Here is a 14,692-nt window from a genome sequence, read left to right as displayed (position 1 = left end):
TGCAAGTATACTGATAAGCAATAATATGGGGTGACGAAGGAGAGAAGCATTCATGGCAGAGCAATTGAAGGGCATTACCATTGCCCTGGCGGGTCCGCGCAAGGCGGAAGAAATGGCCAAGCTGGTACAGAATATGGGTGGGACTGCGCTGCACCGTCCGGCCCAGGGGACGGCATTTCTGGATGATGCTGCACTGCGTGACGGGCTGACGGCCTGGACAGACCAGCCGCCGGACCTGGCGGTTCTGACGACCGGAATGGGACTCGACGCATTGTTCGAGATGGCCGCGAAGCTGGAGCTTGCGGACCGCTTCCTGGAAGTTCTCTCCGCTTCACCTATTGCTGCTCGCGGCTATAAGACAGTCAATGCCTTGAAGAAGCGGGGGCTGGAGCCCGTGGTGCGCGACGATGATGGCAGCACCAAGGGGCTGATCCGCGGTTTGCAGGATTGGGATTTGCAGGGCAAACGGGTCAGACTGCAGCTGCACGGAGAGTCCGCCCCGCATCTGGTCCAGTGGCTGGAGCAGGCGGGAGCAGAGGTCAGCTGGGTGCAGCCGTACCGGTACACGCAGCCGGAGCCGGGAGCGCTGGCCCTGCTGCTGGCGGATATTACAGAAGGCCGGGTGAACGCGGTAGCCTTCACAAGTGCTCCGCAATTCCGTTTCCTGGCGCAGTATGCGCGGGAGCAGGGCAGGCTGGAAGAACTCGTTCAGGCTTTGGAGGATAAGGTGCTGGCTGTATCTGTCGGCCGGCTTACCTCTGAAGCCCTCAAGGAAGAGGGCGTGAAGCGGATCATTATGCCGGAGCATGAACGGATGGGCAGCATGTTCGTAGAGCTGGGCCGCTATATCGCGGCTTCCCGGTAACCGGCAGCACCAGGCCGGGCTGCACAGGCACCCAGAGCAGGAATTCCCGTCCGGTACAGGACGGGAATTCTTTTTGGACAACCCGGATTAGCGTATTCTTACTATAAAAGCAGCCCGTTTTATGGACATCGGGAGCTGTTTTCCTTAGAATAATAGGCAACGTTCAACTACAAAGATAAAGAAATAAGGAGGAGGAGACCCATGGATAAGAGAAAATGCCTGTTACTTGGCGATTATACCCACCCACGGTTTCACCCGCTGCAAGGCGTAGACAAGCAGGTCAGCGAGATTCTGAATGATCTTCTGACCGTACAGTGCTCGGAGAATAAAAAGCTGCTGTTAAGCGAACATTTGGCAGGATATGATCTCTGCATTGCATATAACGAATTATGGAACGAAACCGTATCTCCCCAGCAGACGGCGGGTTTGCTGAGTTATGTAAGCGGCGGCGGCGGCCTGATTGTCCTGCATACCGGTGTTTCGCTGGCGAAGCGGTATGAGCTGGCACATCTGATCGGCGGCAGATTCACCGGACATCCTCCCTATGCACCGCTGAATTTCAAGGTGCGGGAACATGATATCACCGAAGGCATTGAGGATTTCCAGCTCGATGAAGAGCCGTACCGTTTCGAGTTCGACCCCTTCACCGATAAGAAGATCCTGCTTGAATATGAAGCGGACGGGGAAATGCTGCCAGCGGCCTGGTGCCACAGCTACGGTCAGGGACGGGTTGTCTACCTTATGCCCGGCCATCATGAGCCTTCGTTCCGTCATCCGGCAGTCCGCCAGCTGATTCTGCGCGCAGCCACCTGGGCGGCACGGATTCCGAGATAACCCCGGACTTTTGTGAAAGACAGTATATATTTTGGGGGTCCCTGCAAAGTATCTGAGTAATCATTGAAGCTTTGGCCCCACTTTGTGGGGTTATTTTGTGAATTGGCCCGCTAAGGGGTATACTCTAACCATAACTGGAATCTTTGGGAGGGAAGTACCATGAGTGATTTGTTCAAGAAAGCAATCTCTTTAGGAGTGGGCCTCACCATTGTCAGCAAGGAAAAGGTTGAAAAGGTCGTAGATGAACTCGTCAAGCGGGGCGAGCTTGCGCCATCGGAATCCAAGGCACTGGTTGACCGGCTGGTGGAGCGCGGTGAAGAAGAACGCGGTACCTTCAAAGCGGCTGTACATGAGCAGGTTCAGAAGGTGCTGAAGGAGCTCAAGGTGCCTGTTCAAGGAGACATTGCCGGACTGGAATCGCGCATTGCTGTGCTTGAACGCCGCGTGGCCGAGCTGGAGGGCAATACGGCTCCCCGCACCCAGGAGGATGTCGTGCCGGAAACGCATACGGAATAAATGGCAGTCCGCATAAGACATGCCGGCCGTTACCGGGCAATAGCCATGGCGCTTATGCGTCATGGCTTCGGCTATATGGTGGAGGAACTGGGCCTCTATCATCTCCTGTCCCTTCCGCGCCGGATTATTACGCAGGAGGTTCACGAAAGCGTAACACTCGGGGAGCGGATCCGCCGGGTGCTGGAGGATCTGGGGCCGACGTTTGTCAAATTGGGCCAGCTCGCCAGTACACGTTCCGATCTGCTGCCGGATTCAATTATACAGGAGCTTATTAAGCTGCAGGACAATGTGCCGCCGTTCTCGGCTGAGACGGCCCGCAATATTATCGAGCAGGAACTCGATCAGCATATGGATACGGTCTTTGAGTACTTCGAGAACAATCCGCTTGCTGCGGCTTCCATCGGTCAGGTGCACCGGGCGGTGCTGCACGGCGGCCAGAGTGTAGCGGTCAAGATTCAGCGTCCCGGCGTCATGCGGACCATGAGCCGGGATCTTGAGATTCTGCTGGATCTAAGCGTCCTGGCTGAGCGGAAGATGGACTGGGCCAAGCAATACGGATTAACCCGGATGGTCGAGGAGTTCTCCCGTGCCCTGATGGCCGAGCTTGATTATGCCCAGGAAGGGCGCAATGCCGAACGTATAGCCGGGCATCTGACTGCCCAGGATAATGTATATATACCGGCCATCTATTGGGATTTCAGCTCGACACGGGTGCTGACGATGGAATACGTGGACGGAATTACGCTGAACCGCAGGGATGAGCTGCTGAACAAGGGCGTCAAGCTCAAGACTATTGCCCAGCAGCTTGTAGAGATGATGCTGAACCAGATTTTCATCCATGGCTTCTTTCATGCCGATCCGCATCCGGGCAATGTCATGGTACTGGAGGACGGCAAGCTGGCTCTGATTGATTTCGGGATGGTCGGGCGGCTGAGCGAGGAAATGAAGGACGGGCTGTCCGCACTCGTGATTGCACTGATGCGCAAGAATACCGATTCGATGGTACGTGCCATTCTGCGCCTGGGTGTGATTCCGGAGGATGCCGACCGGATGGCGCTGCATGATGATATGGACCGGCTGCGGGAGCAGTATTATGATATCCCGTTCAAGCAGGTCAGCATCGGCAAGGCGCTGAATGATCTGTTCGGCATTGCCCGCAAGCACCGGCTGGTTATTCCGCCGGATCTCGCGATGCTGGGCAAGACGATGCTGACGCTGGAGGGTATGGTCGCCAGCCTCGACCCGGCCTTCAGCATAGTGCAGATGGCCGAGCCGTTCGGCAGGCAGCTGGTGAAGCAGCGCTTCAGCGGAAGCCGGCTGCAGCGCAAGCTGCTCGGCGGAGTAGCCGATCTTGCCGAGAGTCTGGTGGAGCTTCCTGCCCAGGCCCGGCAGCTCTCCGCACTGCTCAGCAAGGGGAAGCTCAAGGTGGAGATTGGGGTACCTGAGCTCCAGAATCTGGAGCACAAGTTCAGCCGGGTCGGCAACCGGCTCTCCTTCAGTATCGTACTGCTGGCCTTCAGCATCATTATGGCCGGTCTGATTGTTGCTTCCTCTCTGCGCGGCGAGCCTTCGCTGCTCTGGGATTTCCCCATCGTGGAGATCGGCTCCGTCATTGCTATGCTGATGATTATATGGCTGCTGTTCTCGATATTCAAATCAGGAAGATTCTAGCGGGATAAGCCCGGGAAATAATTATTCTTCCGCATATGCACACAAGCAGCGCGAAATCAAGTACAATATATAAAGATAACTTGCCCAAAATTAAAGTGTAATGGAACGCAAATGGAGTGCCGTCTGAATGTCCGGTGGATCGCTGCTGCCCCAGAAACCGAACTTCGACTGCAGCCTTGCGGGCCAGTGGAACGGAAGGGCTCCGGCAACGGGGTTCTTCCGCTTTTGTTTGATACGGATACCTGAGAGCGATATCTGGACTGGCTGTCCTGGCACAGCACACTATGCAGGACGGTGCAGCCGTTGCCGCCTGATAACGGGCTTATGCCGCAGGCCAAGCCTTGTGAATGCGTACATTACTCCGATAAATGGATGAATATAAGTTATGAAGTGAAAACTTAGGGAAAATAGTGAGGTGGAGCAATTGCCGGGTTTTAAAGAATTAGGAGTTTCAGAAGTACTAAACGATCTGCTCAAGGGGCAGGGAATCGTGAAGCCGACGCCGGTGCAGGAAGAGGCGATTCCGCCGCTGGTAGAGGGTCTCGATGTTATCGCCCGTGCCAAGACGGGAACAGGGAAGACACTGGCTTTTCTGCTGCCGATTATGGACAAGATCCGGGTAGAGGCGGCTTATCCGCAGGCGCTTATTCTCGCGCCGACGCGTGAACTTGCGCTGCAGATTACCGAAGAAGCGCGCAAGCTGGCGCGCCATACGGGAGTGAAGATTCTGGCAGTCTATGGCGGACAGGATGTGGAGAAACAGCTCCGCAAGCTGGAAGGCGGCAGACATCTCATTATCGGAACGCCGGGACGGCTGCTGGATCACCTGCGCCGGGAGACGCTGGACTTGGGCGGCGTGAAGATGCTGGTGCTGGATGAAGCGGACCAGATGCTGCACATGGGCTTCCTGGAGGATGTAGAGACGATCATTACGGCTGTGCCTTACCGCCGCCAGACAATGCTGTTCTCTGCAACAATGCCGGACCCGATCAAACGACTGGCTGCGAATTATATGAAAGAACCGCTTGATATCATTATCAAGAGCGGCTCTCCAATTCCGCTGGACAATATCCGCCAGCAGGTAGTGGAATGCTCTGACCGCAATAAGGAAGAGGCGCTGATCTCCCTGATCGAGCGGGACCGCCCGTACCTGGCGATCATCTTCTGCCGGACCAAACGCCGGGCCATCAAGCTGAACGAAGCACTGCAGGCTGCCGGGTATGACTGCGACGAATTGCACGGCGACTTGTCGCAGGGCAAACGCGAAGCCGTCATGAAGCGGTTCCGCGATGCCAAGCTGCAGCTGCTGGTTGCTACGGATGTGGCAGCCCGCGGGCTTGATGTGGAAGGCATTACCCACATCTTCAACTACGATCTTCCGCTGGATGCGGACAGCTATATTCACCGGATCGGCCGCACGGGCCGCGCCGGAGGCAAAGGCCTTGCGATCACGTTCTCTTCGCCGCGCGAACGCGCCGGGCTCGAACTGATCGAGCACGGCATTTCCCAGCGGCTGGACCGCCGCCGGTACGAGAAGGATGAATTCGGCGTTGGCGAATTCACCTCTGTGCAAGGCGGCGGCTCGCCGCGCGGCGGGCGGCAGAGCGCAGCGCCTGAAGCGGCGCGCGCTGGACGCGGCGGCCGCGGGCAGGGCCGCAGCGGCGGTGCTCCGCGCGCGGAAGCCGCAGGCGCAGGGCGTCCGGGCGGACGCGGACGCGGCGGCAAGGAAGCAGGCGGCTGGGGTGCGCCTGCGGAAGGCGGAAGCCGCAGCCGTAAGGACGCGGCAGGCGGCAAGGAAGCAGGCGGCTGGGGCGCGCCTGCGGAAGGCGGGAGCCGCAGCCGTAAGAACGCGGCGGGCGGCGGTGGCGGCAAGCGCAGCGCGTACAGCGCGGCTGCGGCTCCGCGGGGCGGCGACTCCGCCGGCAAGAGCGCGGCGAAGCCAAGACCGGGCGGCGGCTACGGCGCCTTCGCCAGCGGCGGCGACAGCAGCCCGGCTTCGGGTTATGCGGCTGGAGCGAATGCCGCAGGCGGACGCGGCGGCAATAAGGGCGGCGGCGCCAGAAGCGGCGGCCCGAGCAGCGGCTACAGCACCAATGTATCCAGAGGCGCGGATGCCGGCGAATTCAGCTATGGTGCTTCGAAGGGCGGCGGCTCAGGTGCCGGGTACAACCCGGGCGGCGCGAAGTCGAGCCCGAAATTCCGGGCGCATGTAGCCCGCAGCAATGAAGGCGGCGGCTCAGGCGCGCCCGCTACCAAAGGCGGCGGCTCACGCGGAGGTTATAGCGGCGGCGGCTCCAAGGGCGGCAAAGGCGGATTTAGCTCGGGCGGACGCAGCAGCGGCGGAACCTCATCGCGCGGCGGACGCAGTGGCGGCTCCGGCGGCGGTTCACGCGGCGGACGCGGCTCATCCAGATAAAGGCGCTTTACATTCATAAGTGAAACTTGTTACCATAGGGCAGTTAGCGTATCGGCTAATTGTTCTATGGTAATATTTGTGTTAGGGGCTGCTGCACATTTATCAGCCCGGACTGAAACATTTCGGCCCTTCAGCCTGTCTAATAATGTAACTAAGCTTTAGAAAGAATACAGAACTTCTAGGAGGAACGAAACCGCATATGTCCAGAACCACCAAGATTGTCATCTTGTTCATCGTTGTCATTGCTGTCGGCTGGGGAATCGGGAAGTATACTAGCCCGTCCGCTTCCCGGGAAGACGGAACAAATATAAATACAGGTACCGATCTCGGGGCCGGGCCGGGTACGGCGCCGGAGACTTCGGCACTGCCAAGCGCAGAGCCGGACGGCCAGGAGCAGGGCTCCGGCAACAATACGGGGACTGAGCCTACACCGACGCCTGCGGATTCAACGAGCGGGGAGAATAATGCGGCCGGGACTCCGGAACCAACGGACAAGCCTGCCCCTACGGATAAGCCGGCAGCTACGGATTCCGGCAGTAATGGTGATGCAGAGATGGTTGCCGCCGAACCGGAGAGCATCGCGGTTATGGTTAATAAGCAGTACAGACTGCCTGATAAATATAAGCCGGCTGATCTGGTCTATCCTGATGTGCCTTTTATATTCTCGGAGAAGATCGAGAAGCGGATGCTGCGGCGTGAAGCTGCCACGGCGCTGGAGGAGATGTTTGCCGGGGCGAAGAAGGACGGTATTTATCTGGCCGGCGTATCCGGCTACCGTTCGGAAGCGACCCAGAGAAGGTTGTTCAATAACTATGTAGCCCGGGACGGCGAAGAGAAAGCCCGTACCTACAGTGCGTTGCCCGGACACAGCGAGCATCAGACGGGTCTGGCGATTGACCTGTCCGGCAGTGACGGCAAATGTGCGGCCGAAAGCTGCTTTGCCGGTACGAAGGAAGCAGAATGGCTTGCGGATCATGCCGCTGAGTACGGATATATTATCCGGTTCCTCGAAGGCAAGCAGGCGATCACCGGATATATTTATGAGCCTTGGCATGTCCGGTATGTAGGCAAGGAGATCGCCGCGTCCGTATCGGAGAGAGGAATTACCCTCGAAGAATATTATGATGCCGTTCCGGTGTCGAATTAATGTGAAATCGATGTACAGCCGGCCCCGTGGTTCACGGGGTCTTTTTGTGATTTATTCTAAGTCTATCCTTCACCCTGTGAATAGTTGGACCTCCGGGCGTCTCCTGTTGCCGTAGTTGCTACATTTACGTATTTACAGTATTTGCAGTATTTGCCGTGGTTGCCGTAGTTGTCGTTGGAATTCCTCGATTCATAAAATCCTGCCCAAAATACAACATTCCTCTCATCCTAGCGGCGCAAATCCAGAAATGTTGTATAAAAGGCAGGATTTCACTGTGTTCAAGCGGCTTAGCAGGATTATTCTTGTATTTTATACAACAATCCTCCCGAACACCCTGCTATCAAGACATCAAAGTTGCAGAACGTACAACATTTACGACTACAGCGCTTCCTAAGAGTCTCCATTCTGCCGGCAACGAATCAAGTTTATGGAATTGATGTATTCATCCAGTCCCACACAGCAGCTGAACGATAGCTTGTAGGGTTGTTGCTGTATTGCGGTTTATATAGTTGAATAGCTGAACCTGACGCAAGCGGACTGAGAAGCGCTTATTTCTCCGTTAATCATCATATTGGCGCCGAAGCGGACTGAGATTCCGTTATCTTATGTATTTTTGCCTGAAATGAGGATCTGCGGACATATAAGGGATTGTGAGTCCGCTTGATCTGCAAATACGGCCGTTCTGCCCGAATAAGCGATTCTCAGTCCGCGTCACTAGCAGCCCGGGCCATGAGAGTGCTGACAGGTTTCTGTCTGCTGCGCAGGAAAGCGGTGTGTCCACGGGATGACGATATATCCTTCGGCGGGCTTCGTTTGGTTCACCTACGGGGCCTCTGGTTAATTAGTGGGAAACCGCACACTAATAAATGGGAGGTGTTCTGAATGTCTGAACATAATCATGTGGTGAGCAAGGACGGAAGTGTGACGATGCACCGGGTGAACGATGCGCTGGACCGGATTGAGCCGGGGCAGAAGGAATTGATCCTGAACAATTTCGAGGATTTCAAAAGCTACTTGGGAAAGCGCATCCAACTGGCGCAGAAAATCGGGCTCAGCGATGAGCAGCTGGCTGTGGCTGCCGAGAAAATCGCCGATTATCTGGCGGCGTACGAAGAGCCCCGCAACAGTGAGGAGAAGCTGCTGCTGGAACTGTGGAAGGCCGGAAACAAGGAAGAGCGCCACCGGCTGGCGCATATGCTGGTGAAGATGGTACAGCATTAAGAAGCAGCAGACAACGGGTGCCGCCTTGAAGAGGCCAGTGCCCGTTGTTTCTGCATCTGCTGCCCCTCCTTCTGCCTTGTATCTGCCTATGGTCGGCAATGCTGACGGATGCTCAGATTGACTGATTCCAGGGATATATCCGGTGATATACCCGGTGATATAATGGACTGGACCAATATAGATGTTCCCGCCGAAGTTGAAAATTCAAACCCATTGGAGCTGCTCCTATATGAAATTAAGCATTCTGGATCAATCGCCGGTGTCTGAAGGGAGCACGCCTGCGGAGGCACTGGCCCAGACAGTATTGCTGGCCCGCGAAGCTGAGCGACTCGGGTATCACCGCTTCTGGGTTGCAGAGCATCACGCGGCGCCCGGACTGGCCGGCTCCAGTCCGGAGGTGCTGATGGCTCATCTGGCTGCTGTAACTTCGGAGATCCGCATCGGCTCAGGAGCTGTGCTGCTCCCGCATTACAGTGCTTACAAGGTCGCCGAGAACTTCCGCGTCCTGGAGGCCTTGTATCCCGGGCGGATCGATCTGGGTGTGGGCAGAGCGGCAGGCGGCGGTGCGCTGTCCGCCAGGGCGCTGCAGGATAACCGCGTGAATCCTGAGGATATAGACCGATATGAGCAGCAGCTTAAGGAACTCATTGCATATCTGCATGAGTCTGATGAGACTGGGGCTGCCGAACCTCCGCACCGCTATGCCGGACTGCAGGCTACACCTGCCGTGAGTACAGCGCCGGAAATCTGGCTGCTCGGCTCAAGCGGTGACAGCGCTGCGCTCTCCGCCCGGCTGGGTACCAGGTATGCCTTCGCCCGGTTTATTAACGGTAACGGGGGAGCGGAGGCGGTGCAGGAGTATGCCAACAGCTTCGCTCCATCCCTTGCTGCTGCATCGCCACAAGCACTGGTGGCGATATTTGCCGTCTGTGCTGCTGCCTCAGAGGAAGCGGACCGGCTGGCCGCCAGCATGGATTTGTCGCTGGTGCTGCTGGAGAAAGAGCATCTCTCCACTGTAACCCCTTCCGTAGAAACTGCAATGAATTATACATATACACCTTATGACAGGTTCTCCATTAAGGATAACCGTAAGCGGATGGTTGTAGGGTCGCCGAGTGAAGTCAGAGAGCAATTGCAGGCGCTGGCGGAAGAATATCGATGCGGGGAGCTGATGATTTCATCACATATTCACAGCTTTGAGGATAAGCTGACATCTCTCCGGCTTATTGCCGAAGCCTGCGGGCTGACGCGAAGGGTGTAGCCTTCCAGGGCCAATTGGGATTGAAGCTGAAGAGCATAAAAGTACCTAAATCCGCCCAAAGTGGGCTGGCTGCGAAGGCAAACAAGCCCAATGTATGCGAAAAACCGAGTACAATGTGTCACCGCGATGGTAAACCAGCCCAATGTATGCGAAAAACAGAATACAATGTGTCACTGCGAAGGTAAACGAGCCCAATGTATGCGAAAAACCGAATACAATGTGTCACTGCGCAGGTAAACAAGCCCAATGTATGCGAAAAACCGAATACAATGTGTCACAGCGGAGGCTTACGAGCCCAACGTATGCGATAAACCGGTACAATGTGTCACCGCGATGGTAACAAGCCCAACGTATGCGAAAAACCGAGTACAATGTGTCACAGCGGAGGTAAACGAGCCCAACGTATACGAAAAACCGAGTACAATGTGGCCCAAAATGGGCTACTCACTTAACGATTATTCCTGCAGCTGCCACCCGCACCGCAATCAGAGCCTGAAATTTTGTATCACGCTGCCAATAGGATAAAATAAAGAGGAATGCCCGTAGTGAGGCATAAGCTCTATAAGGGCATGGACTCTATAAGCCGCCAGGGTAAATACGAATATACAGCCGAAAGGAAGCGAAGCAGGATGTCGATCTATAGTTTTGCCGGAGTCACACCTTCGGGTACAGAAGTGCCGTTTAAGGACTATGAGGGTAAGGTGCTGCTGATCGCCAATACGGCCAGCAAGTGCGGGCTTACCCCGCAATACGGAGATTTGCAGAAGCTGTACGAACAATACGGAGATCAAGGGCTTGTTGTGCTGGGGTTTCCCTGCAACCAGTTTGCCGGCCAGGAGCCGGGTACAAGTGAGGAAGCGGAAGCCTTCTGCCAGATCAATTACGGCGTTACTTTCCCGGTGTTTGCCAAGGTAGATGTGAATGGGCCGGAGGCAAGCCTGCTGTTCCAATATTTGAAGGGTCAGCAGCCGGGTGACGGGGAGAGCAGCGATATCCAGTGGAACTTCACGAAGTTTCTGGTGGACCGCAGCGGCAATGTGGTGGCGCGTGTGGAGCCGAAGGAATCACCGGAGAGCATGAAGGACCTTATTGAATCGCTGCTGAAGTAAGTAAGGATAGCTGTCACAAAATAGTCCGCTCCCGGATTGGGGTGCACGCGCACCCCTGTCCGGGAGTTTTTTGTATGAGCAAGCCGTTTCTGCTTGGCTTCTAGAGACGGAAGTATCCCCTCGTATGAAAATTATCCTTGAATCTTTTCAGAGACACTGTATCCTTTGAAGAGGAATGTTTCACTCATCTACGGAGATTGCATAAAGAAATATGGGATGCAGGATAATAACGGCAGGAGGGTTTCATAAAGGCATGAGGTTAATAACAGAGGTAGCATCGGCAGCAGGGATCAATGAAGAGCATCTGGAGTTGTACGGTAAATATAAAAGCAAACTGTCGCCGTCCCTGTGGGCGGAGCTGAAGCACAAACCGGACGGCAAGCTCGTCCTGGTTACGGCAGTTAACCCTACACCGGCGGGTGAAGGCAAAACCTTGACGACTATCGGATTATCCCAGGCGCTGAATGCGGCGGGGATCAAGACGGTGGCGGCATTGCGAGAACCTTCGCTTGGACCCTGCCTGGGCATGAAGGGCGGCGCAACCGGCGGAGGCAAGGCGCAGATTGTTCCGGCAGACGAGATTAATCTGCATTTCACCGGGGATATCCACGCGGTGACCTCCGCGCACAACCTGCTCTCCGCGATGATCGATAATCATATTTTTCAGGGCAACGCCTTGAACCTGGACCCGCAGCGGATAGTATGGAAACGTGTGATGGATATGAATGACCGCAGCCTGCGGAATATTGTGACCGGCCTTGGCGACGGGAACGGGACGGTGCGGGAGAGCGGCTTCCAGATCACGACGGCGTCTGAGATTATGGCTGTGCTGTGCCTCTGCAATGACCTCGCGGATCTGAAGAAACGGCTGAGCCGGATGCTGGTTGGATATGACCAATTGGGACAGCCAATAACCGCGAAGGACATCGGAGCCGTTGAGGCGATGACTGCACTGCTCAAGGAAGCTGTGAAGCCGAATCTGGTGCAGACGCTTGAAGGCACGCCCGTGATTGTGCATGGCGGACCCTTCGCTAATATTGCCCACGGCTGCAGCAGTGTAATCGGAACCCGCTACGCCCTGAAGCTCGGAGACGTGGTAGTGACTGAAGCGGGCTTTGGCGCAGACCTTGGTGCTGAGAAGTTCATGGATATTAAATGCCGCCAGGCCGGCCTGACCCCTTCTGCCGCAGTACTGGTGGTTACAGTGAAATCACTGAAATATAACGGAGGTGTCCGCAAGGAGGAGCTGTATGCCGGCAACCGGGCGGCGCTGCTCTCCGGATTGTCCAATATGGAGCGCCATATTGAGAATCTTGGCAAATTCGGTGTGCCTGTACTCGTTGCCCTCAATCACTTTGAAGGGGATGCCCCGGCGGAGATTAACGATGTGCTGGAGGCCTGCCGCCGGCTGGGTGTGCCCGCTGCGGTATCCAAGGTATGGGCTGAAGGAAGCGCAGGCGGGCAGGAACTGGCGCAGGAGCTGAAGAAGCTGCTGGACCGGGAAGAGGCCGTAAAGTTCGCGCCGCTGTATGAAGACAATCTGGACATCCCGTCCAAAATCAATAAAATCGTCACCGAAATCTATCATGGCGCAGAAGTGGCCTTCTCTCCGGCAGCCAAACGCAGTCTGGCTGTTATTGACAGGCTGGGCCTGCACCAGCTTCAGGTCTGTATGGCCAAAACGCCATATTCCTTCTCGGATCAGCCGAGGCTGCTTGGAGCACCGGAAGGCTTCACCATGGGTGTCCGGGACATTACATTGTCCCTTGGCGCAGGATTTGCTGTGGTCATCACAGGGAACATTGTCACAATGCCGGGCCTACCCGCCAAACCGGCCGCAGAAGGGCTGCTGGTCGATGAAGATGGTGTGATCTCCGGTTTGGAATAAAAGGTTTTTTGGCCGCATACAGGCGGCAGCCATCCATTAGATAGAGCCTCACTTGTTCCGCAGAAGGTTTGCGGTGTAGTGGGGCTTTTTTGCTGCAAAAATTAGAATTTATACAGTTCCACACCCTAACGCCGCTTCCTGCTGCTTCCTGCTGCTGACAGACATAATGTCCTACTGGCGGGGAAAACTAATGCAAGACGAAAAGAAACCCGTGCAGATAATTAAAAATTGAAATTGTGAACAATGTGAGAAAATTCACAAAAGTGCTTGTAATGTGATAAATATCACAATATAATCAGTATATAAAGTGAAATTAATCACAACCACAGAGAAAAAGGCTTGTAAATTGGAGGAGGAAGAAATCATGAAAGTAGCAGTCATTGGATGTACACACGCCGGAACCGCCGCAATTGTTAATACCGCACAGCTGTACCCGGATGCCCAGATTACGGTTTATGAGCGCAACGATAACATATCGTTCTTGTCTTGCGGCATTGCGCTTTACGTAGGGGGAGTCGTCAAGGACCCGCAGGGATTGTTCTATTCTTCCCCGGAACAGCTTGCAGCACTGGGTGTGCAAACGAAGATGCGCCATGAAGTGACGAATGTGGATACCGCCCGCCGAACATTGAAGGCCCGCAACCTCGCTACAGGTGAAGAATTTGAAGATACGTACGACAAGCTGATTATGACAACAGGCTCATGGCCGATTGTGCCTAAGCTGGAAGGTATAGAGCTGGAGGGGATTCTGCTCTCGAAGAATTATAATCACTCCAACACCATTATTGAACAAGCGCAGAAGGTGACAAGAATTACAGTAGTCGGAGCTGGATATATCGGCGTTGAGCTGGTTGAAGCTTTTCAGATGAACGGCAAGGAAGTTACCCTGATCGACGGGGAAGAACGTATTCTGAGTAAATATCTTGATGAAGAATTCACTGCTCCGATTCAACAATCACTTGAAGAGCATGGCATCAAGCTTGCGCTTGGTGAGAAAGTCGCAGCATTCGCCGGGGAGAACGGCAAAGTCACTAAGGTCATTACTAGCAAGGGAGAGCATGAAACCGATCTGGTCATTCTCTGCATCGGCTTCCGTCCGAATACAGAGCTGCTCAAGGGTCAAGTCGACATGCTTCCGAACGGTGCGATTATGGTCAACGATTACATGCAGACCAGCCTGCCGGATGTATATGCCGCTGGTGACAGCTGTGCGATTCATTACAACCCGACCGGTAAACATGCCTATATCCCGCTCGCCACGAACGCTGTACGCATGGGGACACTGGTAGCCCGCAATCTGGTCTCGAATACGATCCCTTACATGGGTACGCAGGGTACATCGGGCATTAAGATTTATGAAGACAATATTGCCGGAACCGGACTTACCGAGGATGCCGCCAAAGCCGAAGGTATGGATGCTGAAAGTGTAATGCTGATTGACAACTACCGTCCGGAGTTTATGCCGACATTCGAGCAGGTTCAGGTAAAAGTCGTATTCGAACGTGCGACCCGCCGCATTCTTGGGGCACAGATTATGTCCAAGATGGATCTGACGCAGTCGATCAATACCGTCTCGGTATGTATTCAGAATAAAATGACCGTGGACCAGCTGGCCTTCATTGATTTCTTCTTCCAGCCGCATTACAACAAGCCTTGGAACTTCCTGAACACTGCAGGACTTCAGGCACTGCCCAAGACAGTTGCCGTTAAAGAACCAGTACACGTCTAAACCCCCAGATTTCGCCGGGGCCCGTTAAGGGCTCC

The 14,692-nt window shown here is 55.2% G+C and carries 11 protein-coding genes; all 11 read left to right on the top strand.

Annotated features, from left to right (window positions below; genetic code table 11):
* Nucleotides 1–52 precede the first annotated feature (52 nt).
* The 11 genes from GC101_RS32735 (at nucleotide 53) to GC101_RS32685 (ending at nucleotide 14,657) form a co-directional block, all read left to right on the top strand.
* A complete protein-coding gene (locus GC101_RS32735) occupies nucleotides 53–865 on the top strand; it encodes a uroporphyrinogen-III synthase (RefSeq protein ID WP_171720712.1) in 813 nt (270 codons plus the stop codon).
* A 201-nt stretch (nucleotides 866–1,066) separates the two neighbouring features.
* Nucleotides 1,067–1,699: a ThuA domain-containing protein gene (locus tag GC101_RS32730; RefSeq protein WP_039305493.1), complete on the top strand. Its 633-nt coding sequence runs from the start codon at nucleotides 1,067–1,069 to the stop codon at nucleotides 1,697–1,699.
* Nucleotides 1,700–1,858: 159 nt separating this feature from the next.
* Entirely contained in the window at nucleotides 1,859–2,215 is a 357-nt protein-coding gene (locus tag GC101_RS32725) for a phasin family protein (RefSeq protein WP_039305489.1), read from the top strand.
* Entirely contained in the window at nucleotides 2,216–3,886 is a 1,671-nt protein-coding gene (locus GC101_RS32720; protein ID WP_171720711.1) for an ABC1 kinase family protein, read from the top strand.
* A 424-nt stretch (nucleotides 3,887–4,310) separates the two neighbouring features.
* Nucleotides 4,311–6,302, top strand: a complete 1,992-nt coding sequence (locus tag GC101_RS32715) for a DEAD/DEAH box helicase (protein WP_171720710.1) — start codon at nucleotides 4,311–4,313, stop codon at nucleotides 6,300–6,302.
* 199 nt (nucleotides 6,303–6,501) lie between these two features.
* Nucleotides 6,502–7,449 carry a M15 family metallopeptidase gene (locus tag GC101_RS32710; RefSeq protein WP_171720709.1) on the top strand — a complete coding sequence of 316 codons (948 nt, stop codon included), beginning with the start codon at nucleotides 6,502–6,504 and terminating at the stop codon, nucleotides 7,447–7,449.
* Between the two features lie 882 nt (nucleotides 7,450–8,331).
* Nucleotides 8,332–8,670: a DUF3243 domain-containing protein gene (locus GC101_RS32705; protein ID WP_042140287.1), complete on the top strand. Its 339-nt coding sequence runs from the start codon at nucleotides 8,332–8,334 to the stop codon at nucleotides 8,668–8,670.
* Nucleotides 8,671–8,899: 229 nt separating this feature from the next.
* Complete coding sequence (locus GC101_RS32700; protein WP_171720708.1) at nucleotides 8,900–9,931, top strand: LLM class flavin-dependent oxidoreductase; 1,032 nt, start codon at nucleotides 8,900–8,902, stop codon at nucleotides 9,929–9,931.
* A 629-nt stretch (nucleotides 9,932–10,560) separates the two neighbouring features.
* Complete coding sequence (locus GC101_RS32695; protein WP_039309160.1) at nucleotides 10,561–11,040, top strand: glutathione peroxidase; 480 nt, start codon at nucleotides 10,561–10,563, stop codon at nucleotides 11,038–11,040.
* Nucleotides 11,041–11,293: 253 nt separating this feature from the next.
* Nucleotides 11,294–12,928, top strand: coding sequence for a formate--tetrahydrofolate ligase (locus tag GC101_RS32690; protein ID WP_171720707.1), 1,635 nt, complete (start codon nucleotides 11,294–11,296; stop codon nucleotides 12,926–12,928).
* Nucleotides 12,929–13,292: 364 nt separating this feature from the next.
* The gene (locus GC101_RS32685; RefSeq protein ID WP_171720706.1) at nucleotides 13,293–14,657 is read left to right on the top strand and encodes an FAD-dependent oxidoreductase; all 1,365 of its coding nucleotides are present in this window, start codon (nucleotides 13,293–13,295) and stop codon (nucleotides 14,655–14,657) included.
* Nucleotides 14,658–14,692: the final 35 nt, after the last annotated feature.

The sequence above is a fragment of the Paenibacillus phytohabitans genome (assembly GCF_013141775.1).
GTDB classification, from domain to species: domain Bacteria; phylum Bacillota; class Bacilli; order Paenibacillales; family Paenibacillaceae; genus Paenibacillus_AQ; species Paenibacillus_AQ phytohabitans.
The sequence above is the reverse complement of the archived record's forward strand: the minus strand, read 5'-3'. Positions and strand labels throughout refer to the sequence as shown.

Bases quoted from the DNA above. Each gene is read 5' to 3' on its own strand.
- GC101_RS32705 (WP_042140287.1), top strand. From the start codon at position 8,332: ATGTCTGAACATAATCATGTGGTGAGCAAGGACGGAAGTGTGACGATG.
- GC101_RS32690 (WP_171720707.1), top strand. From the start codon at position 11,294: ATGAGGTTAATAACAGAGGTAGCATCGGCAGCAGGGATCAATGAAGAG.
- GC101_RS32735 (WP_171720712.1), top strand. From the start codon at position 53: ATGGCAGAGCAATTGAAGGGCATTACCATTGCCCTGGCGGGTCCGCGC.
- GC101_RS32710 (WP_171720709.1), top strand. From the start codon at position 6,502: ATGTCCAGAACCACCAAGATTGTCATCTTGTTCATCGTTGTCATTGCT.
- GC101_RS32685 (WP_171720706.1), top strand. From the start codon at position 13,293: ATGAAAGTAGCAGTCATTGGATGTACACACGCCGGAACCGCCGCAATT.
- GC101_RS32700 (WP_171720708.1), top strand. From the start codon at position 8,900: ATGAAATTAAGCATTCTGGATCAATCGCCGGTGTCTGAAGGGAGCACG.
- GC101_RS32695 (WP_039309160.1), top strand. From the start codon at position 10,561: ATGTCGATCTATAGTTTTGCCGGAGTCACACCTTCGGGTACAGAAGTG.
- GC101_RS32730 (WP_039305493.1), top strand. From the start codon at position 1,067: ATGGATAAGAGAAAATGCCTGTTACTTGGCGATTATACCCACCCACGG.
- GC101_RS32725 (WP_039305489.1), top strand. From the start codon at position 1,859: ATGAGTGATTTGTTCAAGAAAGCAATCTCTTTAGGAGTGGGCCTCACC.
- GC101_RS32720 (WP_171720711.1), top strand. From the start codon at position 2,216: ATGGCAGTCCGCATAAGACATGCCGGCCGTTACCGGGCAATAGCCATG.